Genomic DNA, 17,557 nt, shown 5'->3' with positions numbered 1-17,557 from the left:
CCCGAGGTGAGGGGCGCACCATGCAGGCAGCACCGACCGAGCTCAAGAAGGGCCTCAAGCAGCGGCACCTGACGATGATCGCGATGGGCGGGGTGATCGGGGCCGGCCTGTTCGTCGGCTCGGGCACCGTGATCGGCAAGGCCGGGCCGTCGGCCTTCCTCACCTACGCGATCACCGGCGTGCTGATCATCCTCGTCATGCGGATGCTCGGGGAGATGGCGACCGCCAACCCCTCGACCGGCTCGTTCGCCGACTACGCCCGGCAGGCGCTGGGCGGCTGGGCGGGCTTCTCGGTCGGCTGGCTCTACTGGTACTTCTGGGTGATCGTCATCGGCTTCGAGGCCGTGGCGGGCGCCAAGGTCCTGCAGTACTGGATCCAGGCGCCGCTGTGGCTGATCTCGCTGATCCTCATGACGCTGATGACCCTGACCAACCTGTTCTCGGTGTCCTCGTTCGGGGAGTTCGAGTTCTGGTTCGCCGGGATCAAGGTCGCCGCCATCGTGATCTTCCTCGTGCTGGGCGGTGTGTTCGTGCTGGGGTTGTGGCCCGGCCGGGACCTCGACTTCAGCAACCTGACGCAGCAGGGTGGCTTCTTCCCCAACGGGGTCAGCGAGATCTTCGCCGCGATCGTCGTGGTGATCTTCTCCATGGTGGGCGCCGAGGTGGCCACCATCGCCGCGGCCGAGTCGCCCGACCCGGGCCGCTCCATCGCCAAGGCCACCAACTCGGTCATCCTGCGGATCGCGATCTTCTTCGTCGGCTCGATCTTCCTGCTGGCCGTGATCCTGCCCTGGAACAGCGCGGAGCTCGCGGCCTCGCCCTACGTCGCGGCCTTCAACGAGATGGGCATCCCCTACGCCGACGACATCATGAACGCCGTCGTGCTGACGGCGGTGCTGTCCTGCCTCAACTCCGGCCTCTACACGTCCTCGCGGATGCTGTTCGTGCTGGCCGCCCGGCGGGAGGCCCCGTCCCGGCTGATGGAGGTCAGCCGCGGCGGCGTGCCGCGGGCCGCGATCCTGTCGTCCACCGTCGTCGGCTTCCTCTGCGTCATCGCCGCGGCGGTCTCCCCGGACCGGGTCTTCTCGTTCCTGCTCAACTCCTCGGGCGCCGTCATCCTCTTCGTCTACCTGCTGATCGCGGTCTCCCAGATCATCCTGCGGCGCCGGACGTCGCCGGAGAAGCTGACCGTCAAGATGTGGCTGTTCCCGGTGCTGTCCTTCGTCGTGGTCGCGGCCATCCTCGCCGTGCTGGTGCAGATGGCCTTCGACGCCGAGGCCCGCACCCAGCTGGTGCTGAGCCTGTCGTCCTGGGCGCTCGTCGTGCTGCTGTACGTCGGGACCCGGCGGTTCCGCAACCGCGCCCCGCGGGACGCGGTGGACCGCCCGGCGCCCGTCGGCGACGCGCCGCCGGCCGAGCGGGTGCTCGTGCTGGCCAACGAGACCGTCGAGGGCACCGAGCTGATGGAGGAGCTGCGCGCCATCGACCGGGCCGGCCACGCCCGCTACTTCGTCTGCGTGCCGGCCAACCCGATCGACACCGGTCAGGCGCTGCACCAGGGCGCGGCCTTCGTCTGGCAGGCGACGACGGAGGCGGCGCAGGCCCGGCTGGACCGGACGCTGGACCTGCTGCACCGCGAGGGCCTGGAGGCCGACGGGGCGCTGGGCACCTACAAGCCCCTGCGGGCGCTGGCCGAGGCCGTCGCGTCCTTCGACCCGGACCGGCTGGTGATCTGCACGCTGCCGGAGGACCGCTCGGCGTGGCTGCGCTACGACGTCGTCGACCGCGCGCGGGAAACCTACGACCTGCCGGTCACCCACGTCGTCGTCACGTCCACCGCCGTCGGGGTCTGAGCTCGTGAGCATCCTCATCGCCCTGGCGCCGGGGGAGCGGGGCACGTCCGCGCTGGACCTCGGGGCGGTGCTGGCCCGCTCCGGGGACGAGCGCGTCGTCGTCGTCACCGTCGTCCCGACCCCGTGGCCACCCAGCCCGTACCGCGTCGACGCCGAGTTCCTGGCCCTGCAGGAGCGCGCCGCGCAGGAGGTGCTGGAGCAGGCCCGGGCCCGCCTCGACGACGACCTGGCGGTCGAGTACCTGGTCCGCCACGACCGCTCCGTCCCGGCCGGGCTGCTCGCCGTCGCCGCGCAGGTGGGTGCGGTGCAGGTGGTGCTGGGCTCCTCGGCGTCCGGCGGCTACGGCCGGGTCAGCCTGGGCGGGGTCGCCGACCGGCTGCTGCACAGCTCGGAGGTGCCGGTGGCCCTGGCGCCCCGCGGCTTCGTCGCCCGGGCGGGCACCCGCGTCCGGCGGGTGACCGTCGCGTTCGGCCGCTCCGACGGCGACAGCGACCTGCTGCGGACCGCGGCCGGGGTGGCCGACCGGATCGGCGCGACGCTGCGGGTGGCCTGCTTCGCGGTGCACCCGGTCAACGTCTTCAGCGGCGCGGTCCCCGACGGGGCCGACGCGCTGGTGGCGGAGGAGTGGCGGCGGCTGCTGGACCGCGACATCGCCCGGGCCCTCGACGGCGGGGCGCTGGCCACCCGCGTCGAGACCGTCGTCGGCCAGGGTGACTCCTGGTCCGCCGCGCTGACCGCGGTCGCCTGGGCCGAGGGCGACGTGCTGGCCATCGGCACCTCGAGCTCGGCCATCAGCCGGTTCTTCCTCGGCTCGCACGCCTCGAAGATCGTCCGCAGCTCCCCCGTGCCGGTGGTGCTGACCCCCCGCTGAGGCCGGCCCCACCGCACCCGCCGGGCGGGCTCAGCCCCGGCTCACCAGCGAGCGCAGGAAGAACGCGAGGTTCGCGGGCCGCTCGGCCAGCCGTCGCATGAAGTAGCCGTACCACTGGTCGCCGTAGGGGGTGTAGACGCGGACGTGGTGGCCCTGCACCACCAGTCGCCGCTGCTCGGCGTCGCGGATGCCGTAGAGCATCTGGAACTCGTAGTCGTCGGCGCCCCGGCCGGTCCCGGCGACGAGGGCCTCGGCCGCGCTGATCATGGCCGGGTCGTGGCTGGCCACCATCGGGTAGCCCTGACCCCGGACCAGCACCTCCAGGCAGCGGCGGTAGGACGCGTCGACCTCCTCACCGGACTGGAAGGCCACCGAGGCGGGTTCGGCGTAGGCCCCCTTGCAGAGCCGCACCCGCGAGCCCGGCCCCGACAGCGCCCGGCAGTCGTCCTCGGTGCGGTGCAGGTAGGCCTGCAGCACGGTGGCCACGGTCGGATGGTCCTCGCGCAGCGCGCGGACGACCGCCAGCGTCGAGTCGGTGGTGGTGTGGTCCTCGGCGTCGACGTTGACCCACACGCCCGCCGCGTCGGCCGCCCGGCAGATCGTCCGGGCGTTGGCCAGCGCGACCGCCTCGCCGTCCCCGGGTAGGGACTGGCCCAGCGCCGAGAGCTTGAGCGAGACCTCCAGGGCGGGCACCGCCGTGCCCGCGGGGACGGGCAGGTCGGCCCAGGCCCGCAGCAGCGACAGGTAGGCGGCGACGGTGGCGTCGGCCTGCGCGGCGTCGGTGGTGTCCTCGCCGAGGTGGTCGACCGAGACGAACCGGCCGGAGGCCAGCAGCTCCTCGGCGGCGGCCACGACCGACGCCTCCGACTCCCCGGGCACGAACCGGTCCACGACGCGCCGGGTCAGGCCCAGCCGGCTGACGGTCCGCTCGAGCCGGGGCGAGCGGGCGGCGGCCAGCAGGGCCGGCCGCAGCGGGTTGACCAGCACCGCGGGCATCAGGCGGACTCGCGCTCGGCCGACTCGCGCTGCGCGCCGGTCTGGGGGCCCTGGTGGGCGTAGCGGTGGTCGGTGGCGGGCACGAAGGTCTCCTTGATCGTCCGGGCCGACGTCCAGCGCAGCAGGTTCTGCGCCGAGCCGGCCTTGTCGTTGGTGCCGGAGGCGCGGGCGCCGCCGAAGGGCTGCTGGCCGACGACGGCGCCGGTCGGCTTGTCGTTGACGTAGAAGTTGCCGGCGGCGAAGCGCAGCGCCGTGCTCGCCTCCTGGACCGCGTGCCGGTCGGTGGCGATGACCGCCCCGGTCAGCGCGTAGCCGGAGCCGGCGTCGACGGTGCGCAGCACGTCGGACCAGGCGCCGGGGCCGCGGTCGTCGTAGACGTGCACCGAGAGGATCGGCCCGAAGTACTCGGTCGAGAACGCCTCGTCGGCCGGGTCGTCCCCCAGCAGCACGGTGGGCTGGACGAAGTAGCCCTCGGTGTCGTCGTAGGTCCCGCCGACGGGGATGGTGATGCTGCTCGTCGCCTTCGCCCGCTCGATGGCGGCCGCGTTGCGGTCGAAGGCCCGCTGGTCGATGACGGCGCCGCCGTAGTGGCCGAGGTCGGTGACGTCGCCGTAGCTCAGCCCGCCGACCTTGGTGATGAAGTCGTCGCCCATCCGGTCCCAGACCGAGCGCGGCACGAAGGCCCGCGAGGCGGCGGAGCACTTCTGGCCCTGGTAGTCGAAGGCGCCGCGGATCAGCGCCGTGGTGAGCACGTCCGGGTCGGCCGAGGGGTGCGCGACGACGAAGTCCTTGCCGCCGGTCTCCCCGACCAGCCGCGGGTAGCCGTGGTAGCGGCCGATGTTGGCCCCCACCTGGCTCCACAGCGACTGGAAGGTCGCCGTCGAGCCCGTGAAGTGGATGCCGGCGAGCCGCGGGTCGGCCAGCGCGACCTCCGACACCAGCGGGCCGTCGCCGAGCACGAGGTTGATGACGCCGTCCGGCAGGCCCGCGGCCTCCAGCAGCTGCAGCGTGAGGTAGGCGGCGACCGCCTGGGTGGGGGACGGCTTCCACAGCACGGTGTTGCCCATCAGCGCCGGCGCGGTGGGCAGGTTGCCGGCGATGGCGCTGAAGTTGAACGGGGTGATCGCGTAGACGAAGCCCTCGAGCGGGCGGTACTCGACGCGGTTCCAGACCCCGGGGGAGGAGACGGGCTGGTCGGCGAGGATCTGCGCGGCGAAGTGCACGTTGAAGCGCAGGAAGTCCACGAGCTCGCACGGGGTGTCGATCTCGGCCTGGTAGGCCGTCTTCGACTGGCCGAGCATGGTGGCGGCGGCGGTCGTCTCGCGCCAGGGACCGGCCAGCAGGTCGGCCGCGCGCAGGAACACCGCGGCGCGCTCGTCGAAGGGCAGGTCGCGCCAGGACGGGGCCGCGGCGGCGCAGGCCTCGACGGCGTCGGCGACGTCGGCGTGGGTGGCGTCGGTGTAGCGGCCGATCACCGAGGCGTGCCGGTGCGGCTGGACGACGTCGTGCTCGGCGCCCGCGCCGCGGCGGCGGCGGCCGCCCACCACCTGCTGGATGTCCAGCGGCTCGCCGGCGAGCCGGGCCAGCTGCGTCTCCAGCCGGGCGCGCTCGGGGCTGCCGGGTGCGTAGTCGTGCACGGGCTCGTTGGTCGGGGCGGGCACGACGGTGGCGGCGTCCACGGGTTCTCCTCGGGGGTGGGGCGGGAGCGGTGCCTCCATCCAACCGCCTGCGGGAGCCCGGCGTCTCGTCCGGTCGGCCGAACCTCGGCCCTGGACTTCGTCCGACCGGACGAGGGAGGCTGGTCCCGTGACCGATCCCGCCGCCCCTCGGACGGTCGCCCGGACGAGCGGCTGGACGCCCGGCCGGGTGCCGCTGGACGCGCTGCTCCGGGCGCTGGCCCCGGCCGCCGCCGAGCTCGTCGTCCCCGGCCCGGGTCCCGTCGAGGTCGCCGCCGCCGTGCTGGTGGACGCCGACGACCTCGCCCGCCCCGACGTCGTGCCCCGCGGTCCGGGGGAGCTGTGGCTGCTCGCCGGGGTGCCCGCGGCCCGGGCGGCCGACTGGCTGACCGCGTCCCCGGGAGGGTCACCGCGCCCACGTCCCGCCGCGGTGCTGGCCCGGGCCGGCGGCGACGCGCCGGAGCTGGTCCGGGCGGCCCGCGACACCGGCGTCGCCCTGGTGTCCGTCCACCCGCGGGCCCGCTGGGAGCAGCTGCTGGCCACCGTCCGCGACGTGCTGGACCGGGTGCCGGTCGGCGCGGACGCCGGACCGGGCGGGCCGGGCGTCGACACCGACCTCGCGGGCCTCGCGCAGACGCTGTCGACGCTGACCCGCGGGATGGTGAGCATCGAGGACGAGCACGCCCGGGTGCTGGCGTACTCGGCCTCCGACGACGCCGCCGACGAGCTCCGCCGGCTCTCCATCCTCGGCCGCGCCGGCCCGCCGGTGTACCTCGAACGGCTGCGCGCCTGGGGCGTGTACGACCGGCTGCGCCGCTCCGACGCCGTGGTCGAGGTGCCGGCCGACGCCGCGCTGGGGCTCCGGCGGCGGCTCGCCGTCAGCATGCGGGAAACGGTGCCGGCCGTGCTGCCCGGCAGGACCGCCCGGCCGCGGCAGCTGGGCACCATCTGGGTGCAGGAGGGCGACGACGTGCTCGCGGCCGACGCGGAGGCGGTGCTGCGCGGGGCCGCCGCCGTCGCCGCCCGGCTGATCACCCGGGCGCGGGACGCCCCCACCCAGGAAGCGGTGCAGATCCAGCGGCTGCTCGGCGCCCGGGGCGGCAGCGTCGACGTGCCGTCCCTGGCAGCCTCGCTCGGCATCCCCACCACCGGGCCGGCCGTCGTCGTGGGCTTCGACGCCGTCGGTCCGGCCGGCCCCGAGCTGGCCGGGGAGCGGGCGGCGGCGCTGCGGCTGCACGCCAGCGGGTACGCCCGGGAGTCGCCGGTGACGACGCTGGGCGAGCGGATCTACCTGCTGCTGCCGCACGCGGCGCCGGTCCCGGCGGTGGCGGCCTGGACCAGCGGCGTGCTGGGCCGGCTCCGCAGCCGTCCGGGCGCGGGCCTGCGGGCGGCCGTCGCCGCCCCGGTCGCGGCCCTGGCCGACGTCCCCCTGGCCAGGGCCGAGGTGGACCGGGTGCTGGACCAGACGACGGGGGAGGAGGGTGTGACGACGCTGGCCGACGCCCGCACGTCGGTGCTGCTGGGCGAGGTCCTCGACCTCGTCGCCGGCCGCCCGGAGCTGCGCGACCCGCGGCTCGACGCCCTGCTCGACCACGACGCCCGGCACGGCGGGGCGGCGCGGGTGAGCGTCGAGGCCTACCTGCGCCGGTTCGGCGACGTGCGTGCTGCCGCCGCCGACCTCAGCGTCCACCCCAACACGCTGCGCTACCGGCTCCGGCGGGCCGAGGCCCTGCTGGGGATCGCCCTGGACGACCCCGACGGCCGGCTGCTGCTCGAGCTCCAGCTGGCGGTGCTGCGTCGCTCGCGGCCCTGACCCCGCAGGATCTTCCGCGCTCGCCGCGCGCGGACCCCGCACCGCGTGGACGCGGTCGCGGCCCGCGGGCGGAGGGACGAGGATGGCGGGATGACGACTCCTGACGCCCCGGCCGACCCGCGCACGCCCCAGGTCGGCACCGACCGGGTGAAGCGGGGGATGGCCGACATGCTCAAGGGCGGCGTGATCATGGACGTGGTCACCGCCGAGCAGGCGAAGATCGCCGAGGACGCCGGCGCGGTCGCGGTGATGGCGCTCGAGCGGGTGCCCGCCGACATCCGTGCCCAGGGCGGCGTCTCCCGGATGAGCGACCCCGACATGATCGACTCGATCATCGCCGCCGTCTCGATCCCGGTGATGGCGAAGGCGCGGATCGGGCACTTCGTCGAGGCCCAGGTCCTGCAGTCCCTCGGTGTCGACTACGTCGACGAGTCCGAGGTGCTGACCCCGGCCGACTACAGCCACCACATCGACAAGTGGGCCTTCACCGTCCCCTTCGTCTGCGGCGCCACCAACCTCGGCGAGGCGCTCCGCAGGATCACCGAGGGCGCGGCGATGATCCGCTCCAAGGGCGAGGCCGGCACCGGCGACGTGTCGAACGCGACCACGCACATGCGCACCATCCGCGGTGAGATCCGCCGGCTGCAGAACCTGGCTCCCGAGGAGCTGTACCTGGCGGCCAAGGAGCTCGGCGCCCCCTACGCCCTCGTCGCCGAGGTGGCCGAGGCCGGCAGGCTCCCCGTCGTGCTCTTCACCGCCGGCGGCATCGCCACCCCGGCCGACGCGGCCATGATGATGCAGCTGGGCGCGGAGGGCGTCTTCGTCGGCTCCGGCATCTTCAAGTCGGGCAACCCCGCCGAGCGCGCGGCCGCCGTCGTCCAGGCCACCACCTTCTTCGACGACCCCGACGTCATCGCCAAGGTCTCGCGCGGGCTGGGCGAGGCCATGGTGGGCATCAACGTCGACGACATCCCGGCCCCGCACCGGCTGGCCGAGCGCGGCTGGTGAGCCGTCCGCTGGTCGGCGTCCTCGCCCTGCAGGGCGACGTCGCCGACCACGAGCGCGCGCTGGCGGCGTGCGGCGCGACCACCCGCCGGGTGCGGCGCGCCGCCGAGCTGGCGGGCCTCGACGGCCTGGTGCTGCCGGGCGGTGAGTCGACGGCCATCGACACGCTCGCCCGGGTCACGGGGCTGCGCGACCCGCTGCGGGCGGCGCTCGCCGCGGGCCTGCCGGCCTACGGCTCGTGCGCCGGGATGATCCTGCTGGCGCGGGAGCTCCTGGACGGCCGGCCCGACCAGCAGACCTTCGGCGGCCTCGACGTCGCCGTGCGGCGCAACGCCTTCGGCCGGCAGACCGACTCCTTCGAGGCCGACCTGGACGTCCGCGGGGTCCCCGGCGGGCCCGTCCACGCCGTCTTCATCCGGGCGCCCTGGGTCGAGCGGGCGGGGCCGGACGTCGAGGTGCTGGCCTCGGTGACGGTGCCCGCCGACGGCTCCACCCGGGCCGTCGCCGTCCGCCAGGGGGCGCTGCTGGCCACCTCGTTCCACCCCGAGGCCACCGACGACCGCCGGCTGCACGCCTACTTCCTCGCCCACTGCCTCCCGGGCTGACGGGGCTCGGGCGCCGGGGACCCGGGGCGCTGCGCGGCCGGTGGCTCAGCCCACCGCGTCCTCGCCCGGCAGCGACCGGTGCTCGACGACGTGCTCGGCCACCCCGCGGAGCTTGACGTTGCCGTCCTGCGAGCGCCGCCGCAGGGCCTCGAAGGCGCGGTCGACGTCCAGCCCGTAGCGCTCCATGAGGATCCCCTGGGCGACGCCGATGACGTGCCGGGCGCCGACGGCCTCGGTGAGCGACGTCGCGGTCCGTGCCGCCGCCAGGGCCAGCACGGCGTGCTCGGCGAAGAGGTGCGCGGCCTCGACGGCCTCGCCCGTGAAGCCCCCGGGCGCCCGCGCGACCAGGTTGAGGGTCCCGCTGGTCCGGTCACCCTCGACCAGCGGCACGCTCAGCACGCTGAGCCAGCCGAGCTCGACCATCCGGGGGGACCAGTGCGGCCAGCGGCGCTCGTCGCGCAGGTCGGCGACGTGCACCGTCCGGGTCAGCCGGAGGGTGTCCAGGCAGGGGCCCTCGCCGGCCTCGATCTGGGCCTGCTCGGCCGCTCGCAGGACCGGGTCGGAGAGCGCCGCGGCGTGCGCCGTCCCCTTGCGCAGCAGGAACAGCCCGCAGGCGTCGGCGCCGACGGCGGCGACGGCCTGCCGGCAGATCGTGTCCAGGGTGGCCTGGAGGTCGGGCTGGTCGGCCATCGCCCGCGCTGCGGTGGCCAGGTCCCTGGCCAGGCTCGCGTCCACCGTGTCGTTCTCCTCTGTCGTGCTGCTCCCGCGGGTCGCCCCCCGGGTGGGTTCCCGGAGCGGGCGCGGCCCGGGGCGCCGTGCGCGGCCGGGCGACCTCGGCGGGTGCTCCCTCTCCTACCCCGCACCGCCCGCGGGCGGATGCAGGGCGTCGGCGGGAGCTCCGGCGCGCGGTCGGCAGGAGTTTACGTCGTAAATCCCTGACGCCGCACCGGGTCGGCGCCGAGTCCTCGGGCGGAGCGTGCCGGGCGACCCGCAACGGTGCGGCGTCCCGTAGCCTGCAGGAGCGCACCCCGCCCGCCCGGGTCGCGGCCTCCGGGCTCCGGGTCGGGGTGGACGCCTGCACGTCACCTGGGGAGGGACGGCACGCGGCCCCCGGCGCAGGAGCGCTGGGGGCCGCTCTGTCCGCCGTCGCGCCTCCCGCGCGGGAGGCGCCGGGCCGGACGGAGGTCGCTGCCGGGTGCGACGGCCCCGGTCAGCGCTGCAGCAGCCCGATGGCGAGGACGTAGGCGAGCCCGACGGCGATGAGGACCAGGGTCGAGACGAAGACGGCGCGCACCGCTCAGCCCTCCACCAGGCAGTCGTAGGGCTCGTCGGGCCGGGGGGTGCAGCCCGCGGCCGTGACCCGCCAGCCGTCGCCGAAGCGGGCCAGGAAGAGCGTGCCCGCGTCCAGCCGGACCTGGGCGCCGCCGCCCCAGACCTCGACCGAACGGGTCGCGCCCCCGGGCAGCGGCAGCGCGGCCAGGGCCTCCGGGCACGACCGGGCACTGGCCTGCTCGAGGTTCGCGCGGGCGGCGGGGGAGAGCAGGGCGCAGGCCCCGGCCCGGTCGCCGGCGCCGACGGCCGCCTGGAACTGCCGACCGGCAGCCAGCGCGGCGGGCTGCTCGGCGGGCGTGCAGCCCGTCAGCAGCAGCGCCACCACCACCGGAGCCGCCCACCTCCTGCTCATGGGTCCATGGAACCAGCCCGCTCGAGGAGGGGACGACCGGGTGCGGGTTCTCCGTGCGGCGTGCAGATCCTGTCGCGCACGAGTAAGTTGGGCGCCATGGGCTTCCGCCACCACCCCCCGGCACGGCGGACGGTCCAAGAGCGGCGTTGATCCTGGGGAGGACGGCTGCTCGGCCCGCTCGGGGCGAGGTGTCAGGGCGCCACCGAGCGGGTCTCCCACCCCGGGCCGTCGTCCACCAGCCAGCTGAGCTGCCGTCCGCGCGACCAGCAGCGGCCGAGGGCCTCGACCCGCCCCGCGCCGCTGTCCAGGAACGTGACGGCGAGGATGCTGTGCCCCGACGCCGGCCGGTCACCCAGCGTCGGCACGCCGGGCGCGACGCCCACCCCCTCGGCCGAGACCCAGGCCAGGGGGCGACGCTCGGCGGCGGTCCGGAGCCCGTCCGCGAAGCGCGCGCGGTCCCCGGGACTCAGCCGGCCGAGCGCCCAGGTGGTGGTGACGACCGGCAGCGCCCCGGCGGGCACCCGGGCCAGGGCTGTGGGCAGCAGGTCGACGACGTCACCGGCCAGCAGCACCCGCGGGACCGCCCGGGCCAGCACGACCTCGGCCTCCAGCGCGACCCGCGCCGCCGCTGGCGCGTCGGGCCCGAGGCACGCGTGCAGCCAGCGGGCGGCGTCGTCGTCGGCCACGTCGAGGGGCTCGCGGTCGACACCCACCCGGGCCAGGACCGCCGGCAGCCGGGTCGTCGGGACGGCACGCCCGCCCACCACCGAGGCCGCCACCTGCCGGGGTGAGGTGGGGTCGCCCTGCACGGGGCCCGCGTCGTAGCGGACGCCGACCCGGTCGAGGTGGAGGTCGAAGCCGGCCGAGCAGCCGAGGCCGACCAGCCCGACCGCCGCCGCTCCCGCCCGTCGGGCGGCCTCGGCGACGAGCGGGCGGAGCACCGCATGCCGGCCCACCTCCTCGGTCCGCAGCCGTCGGCTCGCGCGCTCGGCCACCGCCCCGGGCTCGTCCTGCAGGGTCGCGACGGCGGCGTCCGCGGCCGCCGCGCCGTCCCCGGCGGCCCAGGCCGCGGCGAGGACCGGGGCGCGGTCGGCCAGCACGAGGTCGTGCAGGGCGGCCAGCACCGCCGCCGGTCGCCGGGCGCGGGCCGGGAAGGCCTCGAGGAGCCGCACCGCGTCCGCCGCGCCGGCCAGCCCGGTCGCCGCGGCCGCCTGCCGCGGCGCCGTCGGGGCGAGGGCCCGGGCGGCCTCGCGGTACCGTGCGGCGACACCGCCCGCGCTAGCCACGGGCGGGCCCGCGGCCGGGCGTCATCGCGGTCCCGGGCACCAGCCGTCCGAGCTGACGCTGCGCGCGCGCCCGTCGGGGGAAGGGGCCACGTGCCCGTGCAGCTCCCCGTCGGCCGACCAGTGGAGCACGTCCTCGAGCCAGGGGCGGTCCCGCAGCCGGCGGTGCTCGTGCACCCGTCGGTGCTGGGCCCAGGCCCGTCGCACGGCGGTGGTCAGGGGGTGGTGGTGGTCGTGGACCGTCCCGCTCATGGCGGGTCTCCTCTCTCCGACGGCGTCCTGCCCGACGGCGTCCCGGTCCGGGCGGACAGGGAGGCGGTCGGCGGTCGTGGGGCCGCCGGCACCGGGAGGGGCACGACCTCAGCCTCGGGCTGAGGGGGTCGGGCGCGCATGGGTCATTCTCCTCATCCGGGACGCCGCGGCACGTGGGCGGGGGACTGAGGTGCCCGCGCCGCCCCCCGTGGTTGGCTGGCCCGGTGAGCGGTGCGGCGGACCCGGGGGACGACCGGTGAGCGTGCTGGAGTTGCCCGACCGCGCCCTGACGTGGGCGTCCGGGCTGGCGCCCGCCGCCGTCGTCGACGCCACCCCGGTCGGCGGCGGGATCACCGGCACCAAGTGGCTGCTGCGGCTGGCCGACGGCGGGCCGCTGGTGGTCCGCTGGTGCGACCCGGCGGCGTGGGGCGCGACGGGGCGCGAGCACGTCCGGCGCGAGGCGCTCGCCTGCCGGCTGCTCGCGGGGACCGACCTCCCCGTGCCGCGGCTCCTCGGCACCGACCCCGACGGGGAGCACGCCGGGGGTCCCGCGAACCTCCTGACGTGGCGCCCGGGCCGGGTCCGGCTGGACCCGCTCGACGCCTCCGCCCTCACCGCGTGGGCCCGGCTGGCCGTCGCGGTCCACCGCCAGCCCGTGCCGGCCGGGCGGCGACCGCCACCGGCCGCGTTCCGGGGCCCGGCGCGGCCGGAGGTGCCGGGCTGGGTCCGGTGGCCGGGGCTCTGGCGGCGGGCGCTGGAGATCGGGGCGGCCGGCCCGCCGGCGGGTGCGGCCGGGCTGCTGCACCGCGACTTCCACCTCGGCAACACCGTCTGGGAGGGCGACGCGGTGACCGGCCTCGTCGACTGGGCCGAGACCTCGTGGGGAGCGCCCGACCTGGACGTCGCGCACGCCTGCGCCGACCTGGCGATGCTGCACGGCACCGCCGCGGCCGTGGCGTTCCGCACCGCCTACGTCGAGCAGGGCGGACGGCTGGACCCGGACCCCGACGTCGCCCGCCGGTGGGTCGTCGGCGACGTCCTCGGCTTCCTGCCCGACCCGGCGCACATCCTCCCGGCCGTCGCCGCCGGCCGTCCGGACCTGACGGCGGACGCGGTCCGCCGGGGCCTGGAGGACCTCCTCGCGCTCACCCTGGCGTGACGCCGGCCACGCCGTCCGCCAAGCTGGGCGACGAGGGTGAGGGGGAGCGCGTGACCACCGACGTCAAGCGGCTCGTGCCGTCCTACCGGGCGCGCGCGGGGCGCTTCGCCGTCGTCGAGGTCCCGCCGCTGCAGCACCTGGCCGTCGACGGCGCCGGCGACCCGAACACCGCGCCGGCCTACGCACGGGCGCTCGCCGCGCTGTACCCGCTGGCCTACGCGCTGAAGTTCCTGAGCCGGGACGCGCTGGGCCGCGACCACGTGGTGATGCCGCTCGAGGCGCTGTGGTGGTCGGCGGACCCGGCCACGTTCACCAGCGCGCGCGACAAGTCCCGCTGGAGCTGGACGCTGATGATCATGGTCCCGGACTGGATCGGCGAGGAGCACGTCGGGACGGCCCGGGCCACGGTGCGCCGGAGGGCCGGCCCCCGGGCCCTCGACCCCACCGCTCTCGAGGAGGTGCGGTTGCAGCCCCTCGACGAGGGGCTGGCCGTGCAGACCCTGCACGTCGGGCCCTACGACGACGAGGGTCCGGTGCTGGCCGCGATGCACGACGCGTTCATCCCCGCCCAGGGGCTGCGGATGACGGGCCACCACCACGAGATCTACCTCAGCGACCCCCGCCGCACCCCGCCCGCCCGGCTGCGGACGATCCTCCGGCAGCCGGTGGCGCGGGCCTGACCGGCCCGGCCCGGCGCGGCGCCCGTCCTGCACCCCGGTCTCGCTGCCGCACCCCGAGGAGGGGTGCAGCAGCGATCTCGGGGTGCAGGAGGGCCAGCGGCCGGGGCTCAGTACAGCCGGGACAGGTGCCCAGGGGCCCAGGCCAGGACGGCGAAGACCTGCACCATGGCCGCCTGCTGGATCATCTCGGCCCGCTCGCCGTCCGCCCCGCCGAAGAGGCCGGTGGCGGGGTCGCGGCGGGTGGTCCACATCCGCTCGGCGTAGGCGGCCATGTCGTCGCGGTAGCGCGACGTCCGGGTGGCCGCCCCCAGCCGCAGCAGGTTCTTGAAGTAGATCGAGTTGAAGAAGGCCGGCTGCTCGTCGAGGCGGTCGTCGACGGCGTAGTAGGACCGGGCGGCCCGGGCGATCCGGACGGCCTCGGTGAGGTAGCGGCGCTCGCCGGTCACCTCGTGCAGGGCCACGTTGACCCCGACCGGCACCCCCTGGTTGTAGCTCCAGATCGTCTTCTCCAGGGTGCCGTCGAGGCCGAGGTGGTCGTGGTAGAGCCCGTCCTCGCGCTGCAGGTGGCGGTTCGTCCACGCGTACATCCGCAGGGCCCACTCGCGGTGGTACCGGCGCCCCGTGATCTGGTGCAGCCGCAGGCCCAGCTCGGCGCCGGGCATGTTCGAGACCGTGTTGCGGTCGTCGCTCCACGGCGCCTGGGTCCAGAAGACCCCGCCCGGGGACGCGTGGTCGGGGTCGGTGTCCCAGCCGGAGACGACGAGGTCGAAGAGCTCCTCCGCCTCGCGCAGGGCGCTGCGGTCGCGGAACATCCGCCACTGCTGGACGTCCTTGAGGCCCACCCACTCGTTGTCGTCGTAGAAGAAGTCGCCGCCGGTGCCGTAGGGCGGCAGCGGGGCCGACGCGAACCCGGGCAGCCCGGTGCTGCCGGCGTCGCTCCAGTAGCGCTGCTGACCGCGGACGTGGTCGGCCAGCACGCGGCGGTCCCGGCGGTCGGCGCCGCGCATCCCGGCCAGGTCGAGGGCCGCGACGTGGGCCTGGGAGTAGGGCCACTCGTAGGAGTAGGTCGGGTCCTCGGCCGCGACCGGGTAGCGCTCGCGGTAGAGGCCCGAGTCGTCGTCGGCCCGGAAGTAGGTCTGCAGCGCGGCGAAGCTGGCGCGGGCCCGGGTCTCCCAGACATCGGGCCGTCGACGGGGCCGGGCGCTGGCGGCCGCGGACGGCAGCAGAGCGGCCAGTCCGAGGCCGCCGACGCCCGCGGCGAAACCGCGGCGGGAGACGGGCGAGGACGGGAGGTGGTGGGGGATCGGCATCAGCTGACTCCTTCGTCAGGGTGGGCGCCGAGGGGTGACGGCGGTCGGCCGCGGGTGCGGGACGGGGCCCGGGCCTCACCACCGGGGACCGCCCGGGGCGTGGATGATCTGAACCTACAGGACGTGCTCCTGGTAAGTCCTTGCCCCGACGAGAGAGCGTGCGACGGCACGGCTCGGACCCGAACGCCCGGCTCGGCGACCGGCGGACGTCGGCGGCGTCAGAAGCCGACGCTCCCGCCGCCGCCGGCGCCCGATGCGTCGCCCGGGTGGAAGGGCTCCCACCGGTCGGGGTCCCGCTGGAGCCAGGAGGAGGTCTTCGGGTAGTGGCGGCACCGCTCGCACTGCCGGGAGGTGACGATCTCGCCCCGCTCGCCCGTGCCCTGCCGCGTCACCCACCGGTGGCGCCCCGTCGCGCACAACAGGTTCATGGCGTCATGCTCGTCCTCGGCCGACGGTGCCGCCAGGTGCCGGAACGGCCCACGAGCACGGGGCGGCGGGGCGCAGATCCCTGACGTTCCCGGTCGGTCCTCGCCTCTTCGTGAACAGGCACGTGCTGTCCGTGCAGATCCCGGCCCTCGAGGTTGCCAGGACGAGGTCCTACCCGCGAGGCTCCCGGTGCCGGCGGACGAGGTCGGCGCCACCGCCCGTCCCGACCGGAGGAACCATGGCCGACAGCGGTCGCGTGCCCGAGCCGACCACCCGCGCCCGGGCTCGAGCGACGGCGTCGACGCGATGACGACCACGGCGGCCACGGCGACGCCGTCGCCGGTGGGGATGTGGGCTCCGCTGCACCGCCCGGTCTTCCGGGCGGTGTGGTTGGCCGCGTTCATCGCCAACATCGGCAGCTGGATGCAGACGGTCGGCGCCCAGTGGCTGCTGGTCGAGCGCCACAGCTCCAGCCTGCTGATCTCCCTGGTGCAGAGCGCCTCCAGCCTGCCGGTGCTGCTGCTGGTGATCCCGGCCGGCGTGGTCGCCGACTTCGTGGACAAGCGACGGCTGCTGGTGGCCGCCCAGGGCGTCCAGGCCTCGATCACCGCCGTCCTGGCCCTGCTCACGGCCACGGGTCGGATGACGCCCGAGCTGATCCTGGCCTTCACCTTCCTGCTGGGGTGCGGGGCCGCGGTGCAGCTGCCGGCCTACCAGTCGTTCATCTCCGACCTGCTGCCGCGCACGGAGCTCGGCCAGGGCGCGGCGCTGAGCTCACTGGGCGTCAACCTGGCCCGGGCCGTGGGGCCGGCCGTCGCCGGCCTGCTGGTGGCGCCGCTGGGCGTGCCGTGGCTGTTCGCCCTCAACGCGGTCAGCTTCCTGCTGTTCGCCGCGGCCCTCCTCACCACCCCGAGGACCGCCCCCAGCGCCGCCCCGCTGGTGCGCGCCGCGTCCTGGTCCAGCCTCGGCGCCGGTGCCCACTACGTCGAGCACTCCCCGGCCGTGCGACGGATCCTGCTCCGACTGGTGCTCTTCGCCGTGCCGGCCAACGTGCTGTGGGCGCTGCTGGCGCCGCTGGCCGAGGGACGCCTGGGGCTCGGTGCCACCGGCTACGGCATCCTGCTGGGGGCCGCCGGGGCCGGAGCCGTGGCCGGAGCCGTGCTGCTCCCCGCCGTCCGGACCCGGGTGTCGCCCTCCCGGCTCCTGACCCTGTCCGGAGCGGTGTTCGGCCTGGGACTGGTCGGGCTCGCGGCCGCCAGCACCCCGGTGGTGGCCGTGCTGGTCCTGGTGCCGACCGGGATGGCGTGGATCGCCGTGATCGCCGGCCTCAACGCCACCACCCAGGCCTTCCTGCCCGACTGGGTCCGGGCGCGGGCGCTGGCCGTCTACCAGATGGTGCTGTTCGCCTCGTTCGCCGGCAGCGCGGCCCTCTGGGGCGCGGCGGCGAACCAGCTCGGCCTGGGCTCCACCTTCCTCCTGGCCGGGGTGGCGCTCCTCGTGACGACGGTGGTCGGGATCTGGCTGCCGCTGCGGCGCACGGACGTCGGCGACCGCGCGCCGGTCGCCCTGGGCGTCCTGCCGGACGTCACGGTCCTGGGCGTCCCCCTCCCCGACGACCCGGTGGAGATCGTGCTCCGCTACCGCGTCGCCCCCGAGCAGCAGGACGAGTTCCTGCAGGCGATGGGCGACGTGCGGACCAGCCGCCTGCGCACCGGTGCCACCACGTGGACCCTGCTGCGGGACGCCGTCGACGCGGAGCAGCTGGTCGAGCGCTTCCGCGTCGCCTCCTGGGCCGACCACCGCGACCAGCACGACCGACGGCTCACCCCCTTCGACCACCAGGTCGTGCAGCGTGCCGCCGCGCTGGCGCAGGACGTCTCCCCGGCCACGCACCTGCTCGTCGTCCCCGTGCCGCACCACCCCCGCCACCGACCGGGGACGTGA

Annotated in this window: 16 protein-coding genes; 8 read left to right on the top strand and 8 right to left on the bottom strand. The window is 76.0% G+C overall.

What is annotated here, in order from left to right; genetic code table 11:
- Nucleotides 1-20: 20 nt before the first annotated feature.
- Entirely contained in the window at nt 21-1,853 is a 1,833-nt protein-coding gene (locus tag JOF54_RS03150; protein ID WP_210052911.1) for an amino acid permease, read from the top strand.
- 4 nt (nt 1,854-1,857) lie between these two features.
- Complete coding sequence (locus JOF54_RS03145) at nt 1,858-2,724, top strand: universal stress protein (RefSeq protein WP_210052909.1); 867 nt, start codon at nt 1,858-1,860, stop codon at nt 2,722-2,724.
- 30 nt (nt 2,725-2,754) lie between these two features.
- Here the strand turns inward: JOF54_RS03145 and JOF54_RS03140 are convergent, their stop codons facing one another.
- Both JOF54_RS03140 and pruA read right to left on the bottom strand, forming a co-directional pair.
- Nucleotides 2,755-3,720 (bottom strand): proline dehydrogenase family protein, encoded by a 966-nt coding sequence (locus tag JOF54_RS03140; protein WP_210052907.1) that lies wholly within the window; start codon nt 3,718-3,720, stop codon nt 2,755-2,757.
- Nucleotides 3,720-5,399, bottom strand: coding sequence for an L-glutamate gamma-semialdehyde dehydrogenase (pruA, locus tag JOF54_RS03135; protein ID WP_210052904.1), 1,680 nt, complete (start codon nt 5,397-5,399; stop codon nt 3,720-3,722). Before pruA ends, JOF54_RS03140 begins: the two co-directional genes overlap by 1 nt.
- Before the next feature lie 127 nt (nt 5,400-5,526).
- On the opposite strand from pruA, the gene JOF54_RS21730 reads away from it, so the two are divergent.
- From JOF54_RS21730 to pdxT, 3 genes are all read left to right on the top strand, one after another.
- Nucleotides 5,527-7,209, top strand: coding sequence for a helix-turn-helix domain-containing protein (locus tag JOF54_RS21730; RefSeq protein WP_210052902.1), 1,683 nt, complete (start codon nt 5,527-5,529; stop codon nt 7,207-7,209).
- A 90-nt stretch (nt 7,210-7,299) separates the two neighbouring features.
- Entirely contained in the window at nt 7,300-8,217 is a 918-nt protein-coding gene (pdxS, locus tag JOF54_RS03125) for a pyridoxal 5'-phosphate synthase lyase subunit PdxS (protein ID WP_210052900.1), read from the top strand.
- Entirely contained in the window at nt 8,214-8,819 is a 606-nt protein-coding gene (gene pdxT / locus JOF54_RS03120) for a pyridoxal 5'-phosphate synthase glutaminase subunit PdxT (protein WP_372443464.1), read from the top strand. Before pdxS ends, pdxT begins: the two co-directional genes overlap by 4 nt.
- Before the next feature lie 45 nt (nt 8,820-8,864).
- On the opposite strand, the gene JOF54_RS03115 is transcribed toward pdxT, so the two are convergent.
- The 4 genes from JOF54_RS03115 to JOF54_RS03100 all read right to left on the bottom strand — a co-directional run bounded on the left by JOF54_RS03115 (nt 8,865) and on the right by JOF54_RS03100 (nt 12,038).
- Entirely contained in the window at nt 8,865-9,554 is a 690-nt protein-coding gene (locus tag JOF54_RS03115) for a GAF and ANTAR domain-containing protein (protein WP_210052899.1), read from the bottom strand.
- Between the two features lie 562 nt (nt 9,555-10,116).
- Nucleotides 10,117-10,503, bottom strand: coding sequence for a hypothetical protein (locus JOF54_RS03110; protein WP_210052897.1), 387 nt, complete (start codon nt 10,501-10,503; stop codon nt 10,117-10,119).
- Nucleotides 10,504-10,694: 191 nt separating this feature from the next.
- Nucleotides 10,695-11,789 (bottom strand): DUF2332 domain-containing protein, encoded by a 1,095-nt coding sequence (locus tag JOF54_RS03105; RefSeq protein ID WP_210052895.1) that lies wholly within the window; start codon nt 11,787-11,789, stop codon nt 10,695-10,697.
- A 21-nt stretch (nt 11,790-11,810) separates the two neighbouring features.
- Nucleotides 11,811-12,038, bottom strand: a complete 228-nt coding sequence (locus tag JOF54_RS03100) for a hypothetical protein (protein WP_210052893.1) — start codon at nt 12,036-12,038, stop codon at nt 11,811-11,813.
- Nucleotides 12,039-12,294: 256 nt separating this feature from the next.
- Here JOF54_RS03100 and JOF54_RS03095 point away from each other — a divergent pair, with 256 nt between their 5' ends.
- Nucleotides 12,295-13,197 carry a phosphotransferase family protein gene (locus tag JOF54_RS03095; RefSeq protein WP_210052891.1) on the top strand — a complete coding sequence of 301 codons (903 nt, stop codon included), beginning with the start codon at nt 12,295-12,297 and terminating at the stop codon, nt 13,195-13,197.
- A gap of 50 nt (nt 13,198-13,247) precedes the next feature.
- Nucleotides 13,248-13,877: a GyrI-like domain-containing protein gene (locus tag JOF54_RS03090; protein ID WP_210052889.1), complete on the top strand. Its 630-nt coding sequence runs from the start codon at nt 13,248-13,250 to the stop codon at nt 13,875-13,877.
- Between the two features lie 107 nt (nt 13,878-13,984).
- On the opposite strand, the gene JOF54_RS03085 is transcribed toward JOF54_RS03090, so the two are convergent.
- Both JOF54_RS03085 and JOF54_RS03080 read right to left on the bottom strand, forming a co-directional pair.
- Nucleotides 13,985-15,187: a glycoside hydrolase family 76 protein gene (locus JOF54_RS03085; protein ID WP_210052887.1), complete on the bottom strand. Its 1,203-nt coding sequence runs from the start codon at nt 15,185-15,187 to the stop codon at nt 13,985-13,987.
- Nucleotides 15,188-15,405: 218 nt separating this feature from the next.
- Nucleotides 15,406-15,615: a hypothetical protein gene (locus JOF54_RS03080; RefSeq protein WP_210052885.1), complete on the bottom strand. Its 210-nt coding sequence runs from the start codon at nt 15,613-15,615 to the stop codon at nt 15,406-15,408.
- Between the two features lie 304 nt (nt 15,616-15,919).
- Here JOF54_RS03080 and JOF54_RS03075 point away from each other — a divergent pair, with 304 nt between their 5' ends.
- Nucleotides 15,920-17,557, top strand: a complete 1,638-nt coding sequence (locus tag JOF54_RS03075) for an MFS transporter (protein ID WP_210052883.1) — start codon at nt 15,920-15,922, stop codon at nt 17,555-17,557.

The organism is Microlunatus capsulatus, assembly GCF_017876495.1.
GTDB lineage: Bacteria > Actinomycetota > Actinomycetes > Propionibacteriales > Propionibacteriaceae > Microlunatus > Microlunatus capsulatus.
The sequence above is the reverse complement of the archived record's forward strand: the minus strand, read 5'-3'. Positions and strand labels throughout refer to the sequence as shown.

What these genes read in the sequence shown, in the direction of transcription:
- JOF54_RS03150 (WP_210052911.1), top strand. Translation starts at nt 21, where the DNA reads ATGCAGGCAGCACCGACCGAGCTCAAGAAGGGCCTCAAGCAGCGGCAC.
- JOF54_RS03140 (WP_210052907.1), bottom strand. Translation starts at nt 3,720, where the DNA reads ATGCCCGCGGTGCTGGTCAACCCGCTGCGGCCGGCCCTGCTGGCCGCC.
- pdxS (WP_210052900.1), top strand. Translation starts at nt 7,300, where the DNA reads ATGACGACTCCTGACGCCCCGGCCGACCCGCGCACGCCCCAGGTCGGC.
- JOF54_RS03110 (WP_210052897.1), bottom strand. Translation starts at nt 10,503, where the DNA reads ATGAGCAGGAGGTGGGCGGCTCCGGTGGTGGTGGCGCTGCTGCTGACG.
- JOF54_RS03100 (WP_210052893.1), bottom strand. Translation starts at nt 12,038, where the DNA reads ATGAGCGGGACGGTCCACGACCACCACCACCCCCTGACCACCGCCGTG.
- JOF54_RS03085 (WP_210052887.1), bottom strand. Translation starts at nt 15,187, where the DNA reads ATGCCGATCCCCCACCACCTCCCGTCCTCGCCCGTCTCCCGCCGCGGT.
- JOF54_RS03080 (WP_210052885.1), bottom strand. Translation starts at nt 15,615, where the DNA reads ATGAACCTGTTGTGCGCGACGGGGCGCCACCGGTGGGTGACGCGGCAG.
- JOF54_RS03075 (WP_210052883.1), top strand. Translation starts at nt 15,920, where the DNA reads ATGACGACCACGGCGGCCACGGCGACGCCGTCGCCGGTGGGGATGTGG.